The following is a 20,639-nucleotide window of genomic DNA, read 5'->3' on the forward strand; positions in this document are numbered from 1 at the left end:
TGTGGTACAGCATTCTGCAATATATCTTTCATATCTAGACTGTTGTATCAGTAAAATTATCAATCCCAACAAGTAGACTGAAATAGGATTATCGATTTATGATTGATGATTGTGAGTTTTTTTTAAGCAGACAGAAAGACTATGAATGCTCAAGAGATTATCCGCTCCATTGAAGCGGAACAGATAAAATCGAATCTGCCCGACATTTATGTGGGCGACACAGTAAAAGTGGGAGTGAAAATCAAAGAAGGCGAAAAATACCGCGTACAACCCTACGAGGGAGTAGTGATTGCCATGCGGAATGGTGGCATCAACGAAACTATTACAGTTCGTAAGGTTTTTCAAGGCGTGGGCGTTGAGCGGGTATTTCTGTTGCATTCTCCCCGGATTGACAGCATCAAAGTATTACGTCGCGGGAAAGTCCGCCGTGCTAAACTGTATTATCTGCGCGATCGCGTAGGTAAGGCAACCCGAATTAAGCAACGGTTTGACCGCCCTTTGTGATTCGTCCTTCAATCATTATGGGAGAAATCTCAAGCCTCAAGCGGCATCTGCCGCTGACTTGTTTTCCCGACAAAATTGAGGTATGATAGAAATCGCATATTGCGTTAAACTGAAATTTAGTTCAGCGCAATGCCTGAATCAAAAACAGCTTGTGCGCTCTTAGTTCAGTTGGTAGAACGCAGGTCTCCAAAACCTGATGTCGGGGGTTCAAGTCCTCCAGGGCGCGCTCAAAAGCAAAAAACAAAGCCCGAAATAATTACGCAGCTGCTAATATAGCAGTTAGCGCTAATAATTTCGGGTAAACTTATTGTGTTTGCAGTTGTTTTGCTTTCAGCAAGTGAAATAGAGTCGAAACTGTAAACCTGGATGACCGAATTTGAGATTTTGGATTTTGGTGAAGCAGTGTTGTATTGGGCGTTTCCCCCATGAGCAACTGCTGTTAGCGACGTAAGAGCGTCACCCGTACCCGCAGCGTCTCCCGTTGGGAGAAGGGATTGAGAAGAAATTTAAAATCGACAAACTAAAATCTAAAATTAAGCGCCTTTGCCTTAAGGTATAGGGTAAATCCAAAATCTAAAATCCAAAATCTAAAATTGAGTACAAACCGGGGGATAAACGGTCGTGGCCAAAAAAAGTGAAGCAGAATTGCCAGAAAACACAAATGGGTTTAGCTTGGGCAACTTCATACAGGGAACCAAAGAAGAACTTGAAAAAGTAGTTTGGCCCAGTCGGAAACAGATAGTCAGCGAATCCGCGGCTGTGTTGCTAATGGTGGCACTCTCCGCATCTTTGATATACTTGGTTGATGGATTGTTTGGTTGGGCAGCAAAACAGGTGTTCTGATGACTTTTGCAACAAACGAACCTCGCAACTCAATGTTGCAGTCGGAGGAAACAGCAGAAACAGCAGAAGCAGCGTCAAAAGAAGCACGCTGGTATGCGGTGCAAGTAGCCTCAGGCTGTGAAAAGCGTGTAAAGACTAATTTAGAGCAACGCATTCAAACTTTTGATGTCGCTGATAAAATTGTCCAGGTAGAAATTCCGCAGACGCCAGCGGTGAAAATCCGCAAAGATGGCAGTCGCCAGCATACAGAAGAAAAAGTTTTCCCTGGCTATGTGCTGGTGCGGATGATGATGGATGATGATACATGGCAGGTTGTACGAAATACCTCCCATGTAATTAATTTTGTGGGTGCAGAACAAAAACGTGGTAGCAGTAAGGGTCGAGGTCATGTCAACCCCATACCACTGAGTTCTTCAGAAGTCGAACGTATATTCAAACAAACCAGCGAACAGGAGCCGGTTCTCAAAATTGACATGGCTACTGGTGATAAGATAATGGTGCTTTCTGGTCCATTTAAAGACTTTGAAGGCGAGGTGATTGAAGTTTCTCCAGAGCGGAATAAGCTTAAAGCCTTGCTCTCAATTTTCGGCAGGGATACACCAGTAGAATTGGAATTTAATCAGGTAGAGAAACAGAGCTAAATACAAATGGCGAAGAAAATAGTAGCGGTCATTAAGCTGGCCCTGAATGCTGGAAAAGCCAACCCCGCACCGCCAGTGGGACCCGCCTTGGGTCAACATGGCGTCAACATCATGATGTTCTGCAAAGAGTACAACGCCAAGACAGCAGACCAAGCTGGAATGGTGATACCTGTAGAAATTTCGGTTTTTGAAGACCGGAGTTTTACATTTGTACTCAAGACGCCACCAGCATCAGTGCTGATTCGGAAGGCGGCGAAAGTTGAAAAAGGCTCGAATGAACCCAACAAAAAGAAAGTTGGTTCAATTACCAAAGCACAATTGCAAGAAATAGCCCAAACAAAACTCCCCGATCTCAACGCCAACGACATAGACGCGGCAATGAAGATTGTGGCAGGAACGGCTAAGAATATGGGTGTAACAGTCACGGATTAGTCATTGGTCATTGGTCATTAGTAAAAAACTAGCAAATGACAAAAGACAAATGACAAAGGACAAATGACAAAGGACAAATAACTAAAAATTATCGGGGGAGAGGCGAAGCTTCGGAATTACCCCAGGAGAAAAAAAATGCCAAAAATATCGCGTCGTTTGCAGACGCTGCAAGCAAAAGTAGAAGAAAAGGACTATCATCCTCTAGAGGCTTTAGCCCTTCTCAAAGACACAGCAACAGCTAAATTTACCGAAGCGGCTGAAGCGCATATCCGGCTGGGAATTGACCCCAAGTATGCAGACCAACAGTTGCGGACAACGGTAGCATTGCCCAAAGGTACAGGACAAATCGTCCGGGTGGCGGTGATAGCCAGAGGCGAAAAAGTAAACGAAGCAAGCAACGCTGGTGCTGATATCGTCGGATCAGAAGAACTGATTGACGAAATCCAGAAAGGTAGAATGGATTTTGACAAGCTGATTGCCACACCCGATGTGATGCCACAGGTGGCAAGGCTGGGTAAGTTGCTTGGGCCGCGTGGTTTAATGCCATCGCCTAAGGGTGGAACCGTGACATTTGATTTAGCAGGTGCGATCGCCGAATTCAAAGCTGGTAAATTAGAATTCCGAGCTGATCGAACTGGTATTGTTCATGTTATGTTTGGTAAGGCAACTTTCTCGCCTGAAGATTTGTTAATCAACCTGAAGGCATTGCAGGAGACGATTGATCGTAACCGTCCTTCAGGAGCTAAAGGTCGTTATTGGCGCACATTTTATGTGGCAGCCACTATGGGGCCATCGATTAAAGTTGATATCAGCGCCCTACGAGATTTGAAACTGAGCCAAGCAGGTTAATTTTTAGTCATTAGTCATTAGTCATTAGTCATTTGTAAAGGCAAAGGACAAAGGACAAAGGACAAATGACTAAATGACTAATGACAAAATTGAATAGGCAAAGCCGGAGACAGCAGGTGCTAATAGCTTAATATCCTGCCGAGGTTAAAACTCTAATTGTCAAAATTATCACTCATAAAGGTGTGATAACTATGGCATCAGGAGTCTTACTACTCAACCCCGGCTATATTAGCTGGGGTTTGTTGTTTGGGTTCAGGTTTAGAAAAAACGTACAAGTAGGGCACTTCCCCGATTGTTTTAAGGAGGTGAGATTGGAATGGGTAGAACACTAGAAAATAAAAAAGAGATAGTAGCTGACCTCAAAGTAACTTTGAGTGAGTCAACTCTGGCACTGGTAATTGACTATCAGGGGCTAACAGTTTCGGAAATCACAGACTTACGGCGGCGGCTGCGTCCCACTGGCACTGTTTGTAAGGTGACGAAGAACACCCTAATGGGCATTGCCATTAAAGACGATGAAAAATGGCAGCCACTGTCGGAATTGCTCAACGGTGCTTCCGCCTTTTTGCTGGTAAAAGAAGATTTTTCATCGGCAATTAAGGCATACCAAGAATTCCAAAAAGTCACCAAGAAGACAGAACTTCGCGGTGGTGTCCTGGAAGGTCGCCTACTCAAAGAACCTGATGTCAAGGTACTGGGAGACTTGCCATCTAAGGAACAACTCATAGCACAAATTGCTAGAGCTATCAACGCCTTGGCTACCAAGATTGCTATCGGTATCAACGAAGTTCCTGGTTCACTGGCTCGTGCTTTGCAGGCTGTGGCCGACCAAGAGCAAGCTGGTGGTAGCACCGAAAGCGCTGCTGTACAAGATAGCAGCACTGAAAGTGTTGCTGTACAAGATAGCAGTACTGAAAGCGTTGCTGTACAAGATAGCAGTACTGAAACTGCTGCTGTACAAGATAGCAGTACTGAAACTGCTGCTGTACAAGATAGCAGTACTGAAACTGCTGCTGTACAAGATAGCAGTACTGAAAGCGCTGCTGTACAAGATAGCAGTACTGAAACTGGTGCTGAATAGACTTCGTGGTTCATCAGTCAAAAGTCAAGAGTCTATAGTTAAAGACCAATGACCAATGACAAATAAATAATCAAAATTACAGGAGTTATATCAATGTCTACTGCAACCGATCAAATTTTAGAACAACTAAAAACCCTTTCTTTGTTGGAAGCTTCTGAGTTAGTCAAGCAAATTGAAGAAGCTTTTGGCGTGAGTGCTGCTGCACCCGTTGGCGTAGCGTTTGCAGGCCCTGGTGCTGCTGCTCCTGCTGAGGAAGTTGTTGAGCAAACCGAGTTTGAAGTGATTCTCGAATCAGTCCCAGCTGATAAGAAGATTGCTGTGCTGAAGATTGTCCGGGAATTGACCGGTTTGGGTCTGAAAGAAGCGAAAGACTTGGTGGAAGCTGCACCCAAGGCAGTTAAAGAAGGTATTGCTAAGGATGCTGCTGAAGATGCTAAGAAGCGCATCGAAGAAGCTGGCGGTAAGGTGACTGTTAAGTAGTCACAATTCTATTACTAGTTTTTTATTAAGGAGTCTGCTGAGTCAGGCTCCTTTTTTTATTAGGGTTTTTGTAAAAGATTATCGGTTAATGGTGTATCGCAGATTTCCCCAAAAGCAGATGCATCAATACGATGGCTGTTTGGTAACGCACCACGATCATAAAATCATACAGGCGATCGCATTATCTCATTTTAAAACCTCGTTTCCAGCCTCTGGCTGGAAATGCAAATCAAAAGCGGCTCTGCCGCAAGTCTTGAGGCGGAGCCTCGCATAGGCATTCCCAGTCTCTGACTGGGAACGAGACAATCTTTAAAGCTGTTTCTAGACTAACTTTCACGTTAAGTTGACACCAATGCCACCTAAAACTCAAGCAAAGCCTGCATAGGCAGGCTTTGCTTGGGTAGCCCCAGACTAAATATCTGTGGGCGTTTTCATATTTTTGCAGAAGATTTAATCACTAATTTCAATCAACGTCTTTGACTGTCCTCTTCACTGCCTTGCCTGCATCCTCAGCTGTGCGCTGAACATTTTTACCAGCATCCTCAGCCCCACGCTGAACATTCTTTGTCAAGTCTTTGGCTGCATTTTGGGTATCTTCAGCAGCATTCTGGGTATTACCCTTGATATTTTCAATTCCTCGTTGAGCCCCCTTAACAAGACCTTTGCGAACTTCTTCAGCTGAACTGCCGACATCTTCACCCAGGTTCTTCACTCTTTCACCAAGGGGTGTCCCTTGCTGAAAATTCCGCCCATATTGCTCTCGGCTGTCAATTCCCTTCTGCTCAATATTTTTTTGAGCATTTTTTACTAGCGCCTCAGCTTTGTCATTGGCTGCCTTTTCATCTTTTGCTCTCGGATCTACATCACTAAAGTTATTTATCCCACCAGCAGGAGAATTCAGAGGAGAATCTTTTGTGGAATCGTATCGTTCTATATTAGGTGCTTGAGCGCCAGGTTGTGGGGGCTGTGTTGCTATTCCTGGAGCGCCACAAGCCTGGGTCATAAATAGAAACATTCCTGCTAAAAAAACAGTTAAAGCTTTCAGGGGACGAATGTTTTTCAGCCAATTCATTGCTTTTTTCATAGTTCTACTCCTTGGATTTTTGTGACTAAGTTAAACTTCAACCAAGATGGCATTTGGAATTAATTTTGTATTCCAGACAATTCAGACAAAATAATAACCTTTATTTATGATATTAATCATGAAATGAGTTTTACATCTAGCGCAAGTCACATTTTAATTAGTACCAAAAGAATATTTTTATCTTACTCTAGAGAGATATAAAATAAAACAGGAGTCAGAATTCAGAATTCAGAATTCAGAATACTCCACCCATAAAGGGATAGAGTTTTAAGGCGAGAATATTTTAATTTTTTTCGCCCACAATTCGCCTTGGTTTTAAACCAATATTCATTACCCAGCGATGCACTGAGCCGGTCGTTGTGTCGGACTCCAATTCAATTCTGAATTCTGACTCCTGAGTTCTGAATTCTTCTTATAAAATAATATACTTTTCGTAAAAAGAACTACATAAGCCTGTTTGATACTTCAAAAACTTTGGATATATAGCTAATCTACCATAAGATTTGAGGTATTCAGCCCTTGTTGCTCTCACCGTTAAATTACTAAATTCATGAAGCAATTTCTACGCTGGATAATTTTGGGCGGAACGCTGTTTTTTTTAGGGAAAGCTCTGAAGGATAATTGGATTGAGGTGACTGCTATCCGCATTGATGGGGTAGGATGGGCAATTATGGCGATCGCTACAGGCATCACTTTACTAGCACATACTTGGGCAGGCTGGATCTGGACTTGGATTCTACAAGAGTTAAATCAACCTGTATCATCTATCCAGTTCATCCAAGTTTACCTCAAAACGAACATTGCTAAGTATTTACCAGGTAATATCTGGCATCACTACGGGCGAATTGTCGCAGCCAAAAATGCCAATGTTTCTGCTGGTGCAGCCACTTTAAGCGTTTTACTGGAACCGCTACTCATGCTAGCGGCGGCTTTAATCATCATTGTCCTATGCAGTAGCCAATTTGCGGCAGCTAATACTACTCTTGTTCTGCAAATACTACAATTGCTGAGTTTAGCTGTAGTCCTTTGTGCGATTCATCCCTGGTTTTTAAACCCAGTTATTCGTTTTTTGTACAGATTGAAAGCAAAAAAGTCTGCTCTCACCACTGATTCAATTGTTCCCTTCAGTCTTAAAAGCTACCCTTTACGACCTTTGTTAGGAGAATTGGGCTTTATGGGACTACGCGCCACTGGGTTTATCTTAACTATGTCCGCGCTGGGTTCGTTAAATGTGAATCAAATTCCTTTGTTGTTAGGGGCTTTTAGTTGCGCTTGGTTGTTGGGGTTTATCATTCCGGGTGCGCCTGGTGGATTAGGTGTGTTTGAAGCGACTGCGTATGAACTTTTACGACACCACTTTCCATCTGCCCTAGTATTTAGTGCGATCGCTCTATATCGTCTCATTAGTATTGTAGCTGAAACTGCGGGTGCTGCGATCGCTTGCTTAGACGAACGCCTTGCTAAATCCTAAATCAGACGACACTCATTTTTGTCTGTCTACCTTCATCTGTGAAAACACACGATAACCATCCAGATTTAACTGTGGATTACTGCTTTGGTTATCTTCCATCTTAATCAAGTTATATTCTACGTTTTCCGCGTAAATTGCAAACGTGATATTAAAAATCTCCATAAAATTGATTACCCACTTACACTCATCTTGAGGATATTTTTCGTAATAACGAATCAGATGAGCAATTCTAATTTCTAAATGCCTGCGAGAATTTCTACAAATCAAAATAGTCTTTAGCAGTATAATCACCAATGTTAGAGAGTGACCTGGGGCAAGCAATAATATAAATAATGACGAAGGTTCTTTGCCATTTTCTGTTGTCAAACAATCAATCACTCGATTACAGGTTCTCAAGAACAATTCTTTAGTGATAATTTCTTGACTACAATCTTTCTTCCATAATGATAAATTCTCTGAGAACTTTCGCCGTAAACTCTCGACTAATTTTTGATTATCTACAGAAAAAAATAGATATTTTTCTATACTAAGTTTAAATTGCTCAAGAGTTTGCTCTTGAGTTTGCTTGACAAATATATTGGCAACATTCTGATGGCTAAATACACCCTTTTTTAAAACAATTGCTTTTATTAAATGCAGAACATTATCTCCCAAAATACTGGGATTTGTGTAGCGTGTTGTGCTTGACACGGCAGATTGAGAACGAGCAATATACATTGCTAATTCAAACTTAAATTTGTCTTTCATCTGTCTAGAAAGTTTTCTGGCAGCCTCTTGTTGATCTCTAGAATTATTCTCATTAACAGATTGATCAATTAATAAATAAGAAGTGTAGCGATTAGCCCAATGACCTTTAGATAATTCTTCATATTTAGCAGCAAATAATTTTATTTCTTGGTAGTCTTTGCTGTTTATGAAATTCTCCAGCCAGCTTTTACAGTTATTTATCGCTGGAAAATTATTGTTCTTTGCTTTCAGGTTTGCATTAGCAAATAAATTAACTAATTCTTGGATATATTTCTCTTTTCTGTTGGTTGTCCAATTGTTAATTATTATATAAGTACAACGCTTAAGTGTATTACAGAACTCCTGTTCGTTATCATTTAAAAAAATGCTGTATATCACAGGTAGAGAATGGGAATCCTGTGAATCAACACCGTCTATAAATAAAGCTTTGAACTCCCGTAAAACATCATCTGGCGACAGTTTTTTGACAATTTCCACAAAGAAGCTATAAACCTCTTCTTGTGCAATTTGCACATTTAGCTGTCTAGATTGAGACGTAACCAAATGCGGATATTCCTGACTAATTGATAAACTATTAGCGGTCATTCCAGTTCTCAGGATAAAAAGACTTCCTGTTCATATTATTACCAGTTTAACCTTGGTGAACAGTAGCATCAATCTATTCTTCAGAGATTCAGTAATCTTTTTACACAAATTTGATAAACTCGGACTATAAATAAAGTCTTAAACATAAATTGTTTAAGACTTCATCAAATACTCCAGTAAAATTATTTACTTTTAAGAAAGCATTTATAAAATAAATCTTAAGTAGGGTACGTTAGGCGCTAATATTATGTTTTTTGTGACAAATCATATCGAAATATGCGCCTAATACAACGCCAGTTGATACAACAGATAGGGCAGCGTAAAGCCTTCTCTTCTCGCAACGCGAAGGAGCGTCTCGTAGAGAAGGGGAGACGCTCCTTCGCGTAGCTTGCTTCCCCGCAGGGGTACGCTTAGAGCTAGTCCTTGAGCGTCGGGAACCTCCGCAACCTACTGGCTTCCCGACAAAAATTTTATTTTTACTAGGACTTACGCATTATATATATAGGAATCATATTTGATTTCTGAAAAAATCTCGGTAGTCTTGCAGTAGACCGTCTAGGCTAAAATGTTCCAAAAAAATTGTAGGTTGGGTGGAGGCTTTGCGTAACCCAACCTCCTGATATATGTTGATGTTGGGTTGCGCTCCGCTCCACCCAACCTACGTCTACGTCTAATGCACTATTAAAGCCATGAGGGTCTACTACGTGCATTTCACTAATCTTATACTAGTCCTATATGTACTATATGAAATTTGGGCTTTTGAGCCATATCTAACACCCAACACAGTCAATATGCGACCAAATCAGGGTTGTGTTGAGCGATTGAAACGGTCATTTTGCGTAATACATATTATGACGATCGCTCGGCAAACAATCCAAGCCTACCAGGGAATTCTGACGAAGAAATTAATTTAATTCAACGCAGACAATAGCAGTTTTTGCCAAATAGGTGCTAGAACTGCTTTGACAACGATATCCGCAATCACAAAACCAATCCCAATTAACATATAAGTTTTCGGAAAGGGAGATTTAGAAACTTCACCTCTGATGCGAGTTAGTAGATTTAATCCTAAAGCAGCTAAAGCCACCCCAGTTGCGATAAACCCGATTATCCGCAAAATTGACCACGGATACCACCCTAAAATAGCTGCTAACCAAGGCTTAGCACTCAGTTTGACCAATTCTGCAACATAAAAATTCATGTAGTTCAGCATCCAAGTGCCAAATATCAATGCCATGCTACTTAAGGTGACAACGCAGAGAATACAAAAAATCCCGTAGTGTAATAAATGGTCTGGTAAAAATAAACTGAGTGAACCTTCTAAACCTTCTCCCGTGCGAATCCAGTGCAGCATCTCTGTAGTGTATGACTGTCCACGAAGGATGACTTTTGCGGCTATTTCTGGTGCGATCGCAGTTGCTACAATTACAGCAATACTCTGCAACACTCCCCACAGTAACATCCACCAAAAAGCACTTTTATATTGTTGACGACGCACTTGTATAAAGAATATGGGATAGGGGACAGCAGCACCAAAAATCGGCATCAACCAGGGAACTCCAAAAACAAAACTCGCAGTTGTGCTGACAATAACACCAACAACGAAAAATATTACGATCATAAAAATTCACAAACATAATTTGTGGTCTATATGTTGACTACTTGCTGTATACAAATTAAATATGCAACAGCTTTGTACTTTCTTACAATCTAAAATTTTGTTTCAAACCGCGAAAGCCCGATTGGGAAATGGGGGTTTTATGTCATGATGGCATACTAGAATATATATGCCTTTCTAACTACAGGGAATCTCACATGGCTCTCCGTCTAGGTGACACAGTACCCAACTTTACGCAAGCCTCAACACACGGCGACATCGATTTTTACCAATGGGCAGGTGACAGCTGGGTTGTGCTGTTCTCTCACCCTGCTGATTTTACACCTGTTTGCACAACAGAACTCGGCACAGTTGCCAAGCTCAAACCAGAATTTGACAAGCGCAATGTCAAAGCGATCGCACTTAGCGTTGATAACGTTGAATCCCACAAAGGCTGGGTGGGAGACATTGAAGAAACTCAAAGCACCACCCTTAACTACCCAATCTTGGCAGATGCCGATCGCAAGGTTTCTGACCTTTACGACATGATCCACCCCAATGCTAATGCGGCGGTGACAGTGCGATCGGTTTTCGTGATTGACCCCAACAAGAAACTCCGTCTCACTTTCACATATCCCCCCAGCACGGGACGCAATTTTGATGAACTTTTGCGGGTGATTGATTCTCTGCAATTGACTGATAACTACAGCGTGGCGACACCAGCTGACTGGAAAGATGGCGAGGATGTTGTAATTGTCCCCTCACTCAAAGATCCAGAAGTACTCAAAGAGAAATTCCCCAAAGGCTACAAGGAAGTTAAACCCTATCTGCGGCTAACTCCTCAGCCTAATAAGTAAATCTGAAAATGATTTCGGATAAAAAACAAAGACGCAAAGTTATATCTTGGCGTCTTTGTTTTTTGCGTGAGAATATAGTTAGTGGGCTAGGCATCCGAACCTGGAGGAAATCCCGATGTTTTCATCCCCTTTGGTTTTGCAAATTCCGTCATCAATGCAAATGACAGACGAACAGTTTTTTGAGTTCTGTCAGGTGAATCGTGACTTACGCATTGAGCGAAATAAATTTGGAGAATTGGTAATTATGCCCCCTACTGGTTCAGAGACAGGAAACCGAGAAGGTAACATCTCAGGACAGTTATGGGTTTGGTCGGAACAAGATGGTACAGGTATAACTTTTAGTTCTAGTACCGGATTTAAGTTATCAACAGGTGCAGAGCGATCGCCTGATGCTTCCTGGATTAAACTAGAACGGTGGAATGCTCTGTCTCCAGAACAACAGCGAAAGTTTGCACCCATTTGTCCAGATTTTGTAGTCGAACTCAAATCTCCTAGCGACAACCTCCAGACTTTGAAGGAAAAAATGGAGGAATATATGAATGAGCCAGGAATACATTTAGGCTGGTTGATTGACCGTAAGCAGGGTAAAGTTTATATTTATCGTCCTGGATTGTCAGAGGAATGTTTAGATAATCCTGCTACTGTTAGCGGTGAGTTGGTATTGCCTGGGTTTATTTTGAATATGAGTAAAGTTTGGTAGAAAAAGTTTTACTTAAATTTAAGTTTGAGGTAATACAGCAATTTAAATTGGTCAATTGGGGTGACATTGAAGGGTAATTGAATAGTAAAAGTGCTACCTTTACCTAATTCACTTTCCACGTTTAAACTACCTTGATGTGCCTGAATAATTGCTTTAGCGATCGCTAATCCTAACCTAGAACCGCCAGTTTTACGAGAGCGTAGGCGCAGCCCACCGTAGGCATCGCTATTCGTCCGGTAAAAGCGATCAAAAATCCGATTCAGTTCCTGGTGTGGAATACCAATACTTATATCGTAGATCGCAAAACGCATACTAATTCTTAAAAATATTCGCTAATAGCGAATAAAATTTCCTAAACCTGTGCTATACTCGGTTTAGTCAGGTTAAAGGAGACAGTTGCCATTCATTGGATCGTTATTTCGATCCGAGGGAGATGATAAAGCATCTTCTACCGTGTTTGCGGAAAAAAACAGTGGAAAAACGCTTTAGAAAGCATACGAAAACACAAGTAAGTGTGAGTATCTATGTGAGCCGACATCGGGTAACAACTAAAGAAGTAACCACTGATACAACCCAGCATAACAACGTACCCTAAGCAAGTTAGCTTCGGCAAGTATAGGGGAGAATTAAAACTGCCGTTCTCCGGGTTTGTTTGAGGCAACGCTTATTTACATCACTGTAAGTAAGTGCAAACACCCTACTAAAAGGAGATGTCTCCGATGGATCATCCAGAATCTGACAAACGGCAGAAGCAGTCTAAAAAGCGTAAAAATAAGCAGTGGCTGATATGGCTCCGCAAACCTCAAACGCTCCGTCTGCTATTTCAACTCGGTCCGGTCATCTTCAACTTATTGAAGTGGCTAATTGAGTTTTGGCAGAACTAGACTGCTAAATCTTCTATAGAAACCCTTAAAAAACCTCTAGCCAAGGGAGGTTAGATATGCTAAGTGAAGCTCTAAGATTGATAAGAGTATTCTATGACCTAACACAGAAAGAGCTTGCAGAAAAGCTAGGGATATCCAAGTCATATCTCTCGGAAATTGAGTCAGGGAAAAAAACTCCAACACTTGAGTTGCTGAACCGATACTCAGAGTTTTTTGATATACCAGCATCCTCGATCATGTTTTTTTCGGAAAGCTTAAATAAGGATATAAAAACAGAGAAGTTAAGGGCATTCGTATCCTCTAAGATTCTTGCCATCCTTAACTTCATTGCTGAAAGGTCTGGTCGTTCTTATGCAGAAGAGTAAATATGCAAGATACGAATTAGACCAGTCGCCTTTTTACTGTTTGAAATCTAAAGCAAAACTTGCAAAGCTCTTGCGTGTTAGTCAAATTAAGCTTAAATTACTTACTAACACAGAGCATTTGTATGTAGAGTTGGACATATTCGATCCAGAGAGAGGGAAAAGCCGTCGTGTTGAAAAGCCAAGACAAGACCTAAAAGGTCTACAAAAGCGGATTGAAGAGCTTCTAAAGCGAATTAAGGTTCCAAACTACATACATGCTCCTACGAAAGGGCGTTCCTACATCAGTAATGCTAAAGCTCATGTAAATGCCACAGAAGTATGTAGCCTTGACATCGAAAAATATTTTCCTTCTACGCTAGCAAAGCATATTTATTGGTTCTTCCATACACAGATGAAATGCTCCTCAGATGTTGCTGCTATCTTAACCAAGCTCTCAACTTTCAAAGAGCATCTGCCAACTGGAAGCCCATCAAGTCCTATGCTCTCCTACTTTGCACATATAGGCATGTGGGAAGCAATCAACAAAATTGTTGAGATGGCAAATTGTACTCTAACTGTCTACATAGATGATGTTACAATCTCAGGGAATCATATTCCAAGTGAGTTGATTTGGCAAGTAGAAAAGCAGTTTCATCGCTATGGATTACGTAGTAATAAGAAAAAGGAAAAGCATTATATTAACAAAAAATCATACGAAATTACTGGGATTATTGCTACAAATCAAGGTGAGCTAAAAATTCCTAATCGGCAGCATTTAAAGATGCATCGATGTCGTCAGTTGCTCAAATTAGGTATTAAATATGAAAAAGGGAAAGATGTCTTGAAAGGCTTAAGAGGTTTAGAAGCACAAAGGCAACAAATCAGAAAAGCAAATAACGATTCGATACAAACATGACTAAATATCTTTAATTAGAAGATAATTCTTGCCAGAAGCCATACTATTTAACTATTCACAAGCAGCGAGGTTAAAAATGTTGACTAGTGTTGAAGGAACATATCGTAATGGTCGAGTGGAACTCACTGAACAACCCACCGATGTACATGAAGGAACACGAGTGATTGTGACTTTTATGAGGTCAAATGAGATTGACCTAGCTTCTCAAGGAATTAACGAAGCGCAGGCTGAGATTTTGCGATCACATCTAGCAACCTTTGTAGATCACTGGGATAGCCCGGAAATGAGTATTTATGACAATTACGACGCAGCCAAAACAAATCTTTAAACGAGGTGATGTTGTTATGAATCTACATAGATACTTAGGATCACTTGTTATACCAAGTTTTTCGCCACTGCTGCATTTGCTTAATCTCTGTATTTTGTGCCTTGATAATTTCTTGGGCTAATTGCTTGATTTCAGGGCGTTTAGACTTATTTAAAACATCTTTTGCCATTGTTACAGCCCCTTCATGGTGAGGAATCATCGCATTGATAAAGCGCAGATCAAATTCAGCATCAGCTGCACCTAAATTCTGACTCATCATCATAGTTTTCATTTGGTCAGACGACATTTCCATCATGTGACCCATTTGACTGTCATAAGCCATTGGTTTATTTCCCGCCTTCGGATACCAAGCTTGTCGCCACCGCTTCATCTGAGTGATTTCTTGGTTCTGCGATTTGATGATATTGTCTGCTAGTTTTTTGATTTCAGGACGTTTTGATTTCTGCTGCGCTTCTTTAGCCATTTCCACAGCCCCTTGATGGTGAGGTATCATAGCATCGAGAAACCGTAAATCAAAGTTAGCATCGGCTGGGCCTAAATCCATTGCCATGCTGTGATTCATCTGCTTGTCGCTAGTATTAGTAGCGGTTGCATTTGGGGCTTGGCTTTGGTTCTGGGAAGCAGTATTGGTACAGGCTGTGATTAACCCACCGGCTGAAGCGATCGCACTAAAGGTTAACGCCAAAAAGCCATTCCTTAAAGATAGCAGTTTCATAAATCTCACCTAACAATTTCCTAATTCTATATTTACTCTTAGCTTTGCAGCCAGAAATGAAATTAGGATGAAATGTTTCTACAGATCCCCGACTTCTTTGAGAAGTCGGGGATCTTATTTTTCATTTCTCACTCAAAATTGTGTAAGCTTCATTAAGTAAGCGCATTTTCTCTTGTGCTTGTTTTAGCAGTTCCGGCTTACCAACAAACAAATCTGGATGCCATTTTTTTACTAAAGTTCGATAAGCCTGCTTTACCTCAGCCAAAGAACCATTTGCTTGCAATCCTAAAATGCCGTAGGCGCGAGTAATTTTATCTTTTTCCGTCTGGGTTTTTGGTTGATTGGGTGCTTTGTTGCTTTGAGTTGTATTTTGTTGTTTGCCAGTTTGAGAACCAGGCGATGTCTGACGACAAGCCTTAGGGCTACGCATCTCTGCTTTCATTCGCGCTATTTCCTCATTGAGTTCCCAATCACGAAATTTCGCCTCTACCTCTTCTTTCCGTGGAGAGGGAGAAGCTTTTGGCGGTGGTGGTGGAGAAACAGATTTTCCAGTATTCTTAGCAGTATTTTGCTGTTGTTGCTTAATAGCAGGATCTTTTCTAGCAGAAGTTTTAAATTTATCTGGCTGTGGCGAATACTTTCTATTGGGATTCGTGTATTTTGGTACTTCTTTATAAGATTGATGATTTGAGAGTATTTTAACTTTTTCTAACTCTCGTAATAACTGATTAAAACTGTTTTGTAACTGCTGCAAAATCTGACGTTTATTAGTAATTTCTAGTGGCTCTTGACTGAATTCAAAGCAAATTACTTTTTCGGCTTTCTGTTCATATTCATTCAAAATTGATAACCCTTGACTGCTGAAGCGAGATAAATAATCTTCAATTGCACTTATACAAAGTTTAGCAACTTCCTGATGATAAGATTCCTTTGCTAATTGTTCGTCTTGTGTCTGGATATTCTTGTTTAATAAATAAGAAATGCTTCCGACGACAGCAGCACCGACCGGGCCGCCTAACAACCAACCAATACCACCACCAACAGCTATGGAACCAGGTTCACTCAAATCATCAATATTGCTTGGCTTTGAGGGTAGTATTACTTGTGGTTCGCTAGGAAAGGGAATTAATAAATCTTGCGGTCGTTCTTCTTGGAAAAATTCGTAAGCTTGATAAAGCCATTTTACCGCAGCGAATTGCAACTGAGTCAGGTCTTTTTTAAGAGTATTTGTTTGCCAAGCTTTAAAGTTATTTTCTGCCAATGCAACGGCTGCATCAGCTTGATATTTTGTGAGTAGCTTGGATAATGCTAGCCAATCGCGTAACTCTTCCACGCTAATAGTAAAACCTTGATAAATTAAGTTGGCTGCTTTTTGTTTAATTTCAATTTTGCTATTTTGTTTATCATCAAAGGATTTTATTTCAATAGCAATCGAGTAAATTTTAGCTTTTAATGAGAATTGGGTTTGAGAAGCGATCGCTTGCACTCTTGGCAAACGCACACTACCACGATTTGGTTGCAAAATCCCCACAATATTTTGCAAAGCTGTTTCAAAAGCCGCTAACCCGCTACTATTGGCAGCAGCAACATCGCCTTTTAATCTGGCTCTTAAGGCAGGTAAAGCATCAACGCGATATAAATTACTAAAACCTGGAGGTAATTCGGCTCGAAAGCTTTCTGCAACAAACCGCAGGCGATTTTGAACTTGTTTTTGCTCGTCGGGTTCGAGTAAGTTCATAAAATTGGCAACAAATATAACTGTTTTAATACCGCGATCTAATAGCCAATCTCGTAAATTTTCCCGCTCACCTAAAGTCATTAATTTACGTGCATCTAATAATTGGATAACTAAATCTGCACTTAAAAGTTGTTCTCTGACTAAATTATCTTGTTCATCTCTATCATTTGTTCCCGGTAAATCGAGCAATTCTACACCTGTTTCTAAGAACGGATGCGGACAAAAAACTTCTACCGATGCGACATCTTTTCGCATCTGCCTATTGCCATCAAGAATTGCAAATTGCTGTAAAACTTCTGTGCCACTGCGGGAGATTTCTGTACCATCTATTAACATGATGCGAGTTCGCACATCAGAGCCATACTTGACAGTAATCGCCGCGCCTGTGGTAGGAATTAAATCAATTGGTAAAGTACGATTTCCTAACATGGCATTGAGCAAGGTAGATTTGCCATGATTAAAAGGGCCAAATACCGCAATGCGAAAGCTAGGATTAACCAGATGATTGCAAATGGTAATTATATCTTGATGCAGTTGCGATTTGCGCTCTAAATTCAGTAACGCAGATGCAGATTTGAGAGAATCTGCTAAATCCTTATAACCTTCATACTGTTGTTGCATAGTTCCTCTATTTTCCTCGTTCCCAGCTTCTAGCTGGGAATGCAATTCATTGGGGCTACCGCCTCACATTTTTATTATCGGAGGCAGCAGCCCTCCCAGTAGGCACGAGAGCCGAGAGCAATGAGAAATATCAGCTATAGTAAGCTAATAAATTGCTATACGCCGCCTCAATTTTCTGCAATTGAGCTATTACATCTTCCTGTAAGGTTTTTAAACGTTTGAACTCAGTTTCACGATTTATTTCGCGGGTTTCTTTCTGCTTGAGCAGATTATCTAATTCAGATTTACGAGATACAATATCATCGTTAATCCGCTTACTCACTTCTCTTTCATAAGAGTCAAAACACTCTTTCACGGCATTGTATACAACCTGAGATTGCTCATGTGCTACTTGGGGTAGGTGTTTAACTAACTCTTTTTTAGCAGTTTTAACTAACTCTTTACGGGCTTGATCTGCTTGCAAAAATCCTACTCCCAAACCTAGCAGCGCAAACCCAATGGGGCCAAGAAAAATACCTGTAACTGCTGTAATTATCCCGCCAACACCAATTACAGTGAAGTAGTTTAACAAGATATTTTTCCAATCAAATCCAGCGCCGGCGAGTGCGAAACCAGCAAGATTTCCCTTGGACAGTGATAACAATCCCATTGCCCATTTTGCCCAGCCGGGAGAGTTATCTTCTTCAGCAGTGGTAGTCGTATTTACTTTAACATTTTGTCCAGTCAGCTTTTCTGTTATTTGGTCTGTGACTTGACTATAAGATGCGCCATATTGTGCAGCACTGCGAGAAAGTTCTCTAAAAGCTAGATTGATATCTTTTTCAGCAGTTAATGTCCAAGCAGCAGATTTGTCGGTGATATATTGCTCAAAGGCTTTTTGTAGTGCGGTGTTAAATGCTTCTCGTTTACCACTACTGAGGAAATCAAACAGATTTAATTCTGGCTGATAGCGTAAGAAATCGTTTTCAAAGGTATTACCTAAATTTAAAACGTAGCTGCGAAAAGATTCAGAAATTGTTCTTGCTTGAGTGTCTCTGGTATTGATAATTTCTTTTTGAAATTCATCTCGAATACCTGTGAGTTTGTTAAACTCTGGTTCCACTGAATCAATTCGTTTTTTTAATTCATTTACATCTTGGTCAAGTAATGGTATACGTCTAGCAACTGCTTCGCGGATATGATTGCAGGCAAGTCTTGCTAAGGTTCTGACTTGACGGAGTTCTGCGATCGCACGTTCTCTGGTAAGAAAGGTATTAAGCGAATCCATAAACTTCGGAAAGCCAGTCCCCTCTAAATCAGCTTGGGGATTTTTCAACCGTCGTCTGAGTGCTTGAATTGACGAAAGCTCAAACACGCGTTCGTCATAAATATTCTGACCTTCTACAGAACAATATTCTGCTAAATTTGCGTTAAATACTTGCCGTAATCTCTCCTCAGATCCTTTTAACTCCTCTACATCATCAGGATCAATCAATGATTCCCGCACCTGATCCCAAGCATTAACTAAGAAGAAAACCGTCAATCCTCGACCTTTGATATAATTTTCTAGGTAGCGACGCTCACCCAAGGTACAAGGTTGAGAAGCTCTCATCACAAACAGAATTGCATGGCAATTATTTACATAACCCAAAGATAATTCGTTTCGCGCTTCTGTATCATTTAATCCTGGACTATCGACAATTTCAATTCCCTTTTCTAGTAGCGTTAAAGGATACTCAACTACTGCATAATCAACATCAGGAAAAGCTTGTTTTTTCTCCTGCTCTAGTTTTTTAGCTTCACCCGGATCAATGGTATATTTATGTTTAAAGCTCTGAAAATCTAGCTGTTGTGGACTTTTACCATCATTAAAATGAATGGTAACTTTCTTTTCTGGCCCATAGCGTAAAACTGTTAAAACTGCGGTACAAGGGTTAACATCGCTTGGTAATAAATTTTCACCAATTAAGGCGTTGAGAAACGTGCTTTTTCCCCGTTTCATATCGCCCAATACCAAAAGACGAAATACACCTTCACGAAGGTTTTTACTAGCTAATGTAATATCTTCAATATCTCGTTCTAAACTAAGTTTTCCTGATGAAGAATCCCCAGCCAACTCAGCTTTATCAATTGTTTCAGCAATTTTGCTCAAACACACAGAAATCTCCGATCGCACTTGAGCAACACGCTCTAAATCTTGGATAAATCTGTCAGTTACTACCTGATTGCTCATCAGAGTTACACCTTTATTAAAGATTGGTTTTTTTTGATTCAAAAAATAATTTGTAAGACATCCACCCCAGTGCAGCAACAATAATAAACCCAGCCAGCACTGAGGCTATCTTCACTGCAACCAGCGTTACCACACCAAGAGCAAATAGCTTTCCACCGAGGATAACTTTTTTCATCCAAGGTTTCTGGGAATCTTCCGGCTGATGCTTCACAGTTTGATGAAAAGCCGCATCGGTAGCATGGATGTTAATTTCCATTTCCCGGAGACGCAATTCAACTTCTCGTTCTCGTAGTATACTTTCCCGGTGTTCGAGTTCTATTTGGCGCTCGGTTTCAGATGTCATCGGTGTCCACCCCATCTAAGACAATGAAATGATGTCAGCATTCACTGGTCAATCATGCAGTATCATAACTTACACGAATATTTTTAACCCCAGTAAAATTACTATTTTAATTTTCATTACCTGCTAAACTGAAACTGGAAGTTAGTCACCATAAAATGCAGCCGCTTTCCCAAAAATTGTAGCGAAAACGACTATTACCACTATTAAACTTGAATCCCAGCATGGATTTAGTTAGTAATCAGGTGCAAAATCCTCGGCTCTAATGTTTGCGGAATTAGACCGGAACCGTGGAATGCGCTCTCACCAAAACAATGACTTACGCGAAAATAAGAAATAAAAGCCAGTCGGGTAGACAGCATTTTTCTCACTTGTGAGAAATCCGGCTAATTTACTAGAAAATACGGCGTTGCTGAATCATGGAATCATTTCGACCAATTTGGAAGGATTTTTCAATGGTTGAAACCATTAATTCATCGGCCTAGAGTTTTGTAATACCAATTCTGTATGAAGATGCGCTAAACCATATTTAAGTACAAGAAAGAAAAACGAACCGCAAAGGACGCAAAGGACGCAAAGAAAGAAAGAAAGAAAGAAAGAAAGAAAGAAAGAAAGAAAGAAAGAAAGAAAGAAAGAAAGAAAGAAAGAAAGAAAGAAAGAAAGAAAGAAA

At 40.6% G+C, this 20,639-nt stretch carries 21 protein-coding genes, 1 tRNA gene, 2 pseudogenes and 1 other annotated feature; of the genes and pseudogenes, 16 read left to right on the forward strand and 8 right to left on the reverse strand.

What is annotated here, in order from left to right:
* The first annotated feature begins 141 nt into the window (after positions 1-141).
* The 9 genes and pseudogenes from rplS (at position 142) to V7K27_RS25045 (ending at position 5,104) form a co-directional block, all read left to right on the forward strand.
* Positions 142-504: a 50S ribosomal protein L19 gene (gene rplS, locus V7K27_RS25005; RefSeq protein ID WP_273766612.1), complete on the forward strand. Its 363-nt coding sequence runs from the start codon at positions 142-144 to the stop codon at positions 502-504.
* A 153-nt stretch (positions 505-657) separates the two neighbouring features.
* Positions 658-730: transfer RNA gene (locus tag V7K27_RS25010), tRNA-Trp, on the forward strand.
* Between the two features lie 395 nt (positions 731-1,125).
* A complete protein-coding gene (secE, locus tag V7K27_RS25015) occupies positions 1,126-1,347 on the forward strand; it encodes a preprotein translocase subunit SecE (RefSeq protein ID WP_334950896.1) in 222 nt (73 codons plus the stop codon).
* Positions 1,347-1,988: a transcription termination/antitermination protein NusG gene (nusG, locus tag V7K27_RS25020; RefSeq protein ID WP_334950898.1), complete on the forward strand. Its 642-nt coding sequence runs from the start codon at positions 1,347-1,349 to the stop codon at positions 1,986-1,988. Before secE ends, nusG begins: the two co-directional genes overlap by 1 nt.
* Positions 1,989-1,994: 6 nt before the next feature.
* Positions 1,995-2,420, forward strand: a complete 426-nt coding sequence (gene rplK / locus V7K27_RS25025) for a 50S ribosomal protein L11 (RefSeq protein WP_273766606.1) — start codon at positions 1,995-1,997, stop codon at positions 2,418-2,420.
* 135 nt (positions 2,421-2,555) lie between these two features.
* A complete protein-coding gene (gene rplA, locus V7K27_RS25030) occupies positions 2,556-3,269 on the forward strand; it encodes a 50S ribosomal protein L1 (RefSeq protein ID WP_334950899.1) in 714 nt (237 codons plus the stop codon).
* 85 nt (positions 3,270-3,354) lie between these two features.
* Positions 3,355-3,522 (forward strand) — a sequence feature (ribosomal protein L10 leader region).
* A 63-nt stretch (positions 3,523-3,585) separates the two neighbouring features.
* Positions 3,586-4,113, forward strand: a pseudogene (gene rplJ / locus V7K27_RS25035) (50S ribosomal protein L10); the annotation flags it as partial.
* A 330-nt stretch (positions 4,114-4,443) separates the two neighbouring features.
* The gene (gene rplL / locus V7K27_RS25040) at positions 4,444-4,830 is read left to right on the forward strand and encodes a 50S ribosomal protein L7/L12 (RefSeq protein WP_334950901.1); all 387 of its coding nucleotides are present in this window, start codon (positions 4,444-4,446) and stop codon (positions 4,828-4,830) included.
* Between the two features lie 88 nt (positions 4,831-4,918).
* Positions 4,919-5,104, forward strand: coding sequence for a hypothetical protein (locus tag V7K27_RS25045; RefSeq protein ID WP_334950903.1), 186 nt, complete (start codon positions 4,919-4,921; stop codon positions 5,102-5,104).
* A 189-nt stretch (positions 5,105-5,293) separates the two neighbouring features.
* Here the strand turns inward: V7K27_RS25045 and V7K27_RS25050 are convergent, their stop codons facing one another.
* Complete coding sequence (locus V7K27_RS25050) at positions 5,294-5,914, reverse strand: hypothetical protein (RefSeq protein ID WP_334950905.1); 621 nt, start codon at positions 5,912-5,914, stop codon at positions 5,294-5,296.
* Between the two features lie 550 nt (positions 5,915-6,464).
* Between V7K27_RS25050 and V7K27_RS25055 the strand changes: the two genes are divergently transcribed.
* Complete coding sequence (locus V7K27_RS25055) at positions 6,465-7,385, forward strand: lysylphosphatidylglycerol synthase domain-containing protein (protein ID WP_334950907.1); 921 nt, start codon at positions 6,465-6,467, stop codon at positions 7,383-7,385.
* Between the two features lie 12 nt (positions 7,386-7,397).
* On the opposite strand, the gene V7K27_RS25060 is transcribed toward V7K27_RS25055, so the two are convergent.
* A complete protein-coding gene (locus V7K27_RS25060) occupies positions 7,398-8,717 on the reverse strand; it encodes a hypothetical protein (protein WP_334950908.1) in 1,320 nt (439 codons plus the stop codon).
* Between the two features lie 910 nt (positions 8,718-9,627).
* Entirely contained in the window at positions 9,628-10,338 is a 711-nt protein-coding gene (locus V7K27_RS25065) for a hypothetical protein (RefSeq protein WP_334950909.1), read from the reverse strand.
* Positions 10,339-10,532: 194 nt separating this feature from the next.
* Between V7K27_RS25065 and V7K27_RS25070 the strand changes: the two genes are divergently transcribed.
* Complete coding sequence (locus V7K27_RS25070; protein ID WP_334950910.1) at positions 10,533-11,171, forward strand: peroxiredoxin; 639 nt, start codon at positions 10,533-10,535, stop codon at positions 11,169-11,171.
* Positions 11,172-11,286: 115 nt separating this feature from the next.
* A complete protein-coding gene (locus tag V7K27_RS25075; RefSeq protein WP_334950911.1) occupies positions 11,287-11,871 on the forward strand; it encodes a Uma2 family endonuclease in 585 nt (194 codons plus the stop codon).
* Positions 11,872-11,879: 8 nt separating this feature from the next.
* Here V7K27_RS25075 and V7K27_RS25080 read toward each other — a convergent pair.
* Positions 11,880-12,170 (reverse strand): annotated as a pseudogene (locus V7K27_RS25080) (ATP-binding protein); the annotation flags it as partial.
* Between the two features lie 420 nt (positions 12,171-12,590).
* On the opposite strand from V7K27_RS25080, the gene V7K27_RS25085 reads away from it, so the two are divergent.
* The 4 genes from V7K27_RS25085 to V7K27_RS25100 all read left to right on the forward strand — a co-directional run bounded on the left by V7K27_RS25085 (position 12,591) and on the right by V7K27_RS25100 (position 14,343).
* Positions 12,591-12,755: a hypothetical protein gene (locus V7K27_RS25085; RefSeq protein WP_334950912.1), complete on the forward strand. Its 165-nt coding sequence runs from the start codon at positions 12,591-12,593 to the stop codon at positions 12,753-12,755.
* Between the two features lie 56 nt (positions 12,756-12,811).
* Positions 12,812-13,120, forward strand: coding sequence for a helix-turn-helix transcriptional regulator (locus V7K27_RS25090; protein ID WP_334950913.1), 309 nt, complete (start codon positions 12,812-12,814; stop codon positions 13,118-13,120).
* A 40-nt stretch (positions 13,121-13,160) separates the two neighbouring features.
* Positions 13,161-14,015: a reverse transcriptase family protein gene (locus tag V7K27_RS25095; RefSeq protein ID WP_334950915.1), complete on the forward strand. Its 855-nt coding sequence runs from the start codon at positions 13,161-13,163 to the stop codon at positions 14,013-14,015.
* A 76-nt stretch (positions 14,016-14,091) separates the two neighbouring features.
* Complete coding sequence (locus V7K27_RS25100) at positions 14,092-14,343, forward strand: hypothetical protein (RefSeq protein ID WP_334950917.1); 252 nt, start codon at positions 14,092-14,094, stop codon at positions 14,341-14,343.
* Between the two features lie 40 nt (positions 14,344-14,383).
* Here V7K27_RS25100 and V7K27_RS25105 read toward each other — a convergent pair whose 3' ends face one another.
* The 4 genes from V7K27_RS25105 to V7K27_RS25120 all read right to left on the reverse strand — a co-directional run bounded on the left by V7K27_RS25105 (position 14,384) and on the right by V7K27_RS25120 (position 19,972).
* Complete coding sequence (locus V7K27_RS25105) at positions 14,384-15,058, reverse strand: DUF305 domain-containing protein (protein WP_334950919.1); 675 nt, start codon at positions 15,056-15,058, stop codon at positions 14,384-14,386.
* Between the two features lie 121 nt (positions 15,059-15,179).
* Positions 15,180-17,417: a dynamin family protein gene (locus V7K27_RS25110; protein WP_334950921.1), complete on the reverse strand. Its 2,238-nt coding sequence runs from the start codon at positions 17,415-17,417 to the stop codon at positions 15,180-15,182.
* Positions 17,418-17,547: 130 nt separating this feature from the next.
* Positions 17,548-19,629 (reverse strand): dynamin family protein, encoded by a 2,082-nt coding sequence (locus V7K27_RS25115; protein ID WP_334950923.1) that lies wholly within the window; start codon positions 19,627-19,629, stop codon positions 17,548-17,550.
* A 16-nt stretch (positions 19,630-19,645) separates the two neighbouring features.
* On the reverse strand, positions 19,646-19,972 hold the full coding sequence (locus V7K27_RS25120) for a DUF3040 domain-containing protein (protein ID WP_334950924.1): 327 nt from the start codon (positions 19,970-19,972) through the stop codon (positions 19,646-19,648).
* Positions 19,973-20,639 lie beyond the last annotated feature (667 nt).

Source organism: Nostoc sp. (genome assembly GCF_036919575.1).
Lineage (GTDB): Bacteria > Cyanobacteriota > Cyanobacteriia > Cyanobacteriales > Nostocaceae > Nostoc.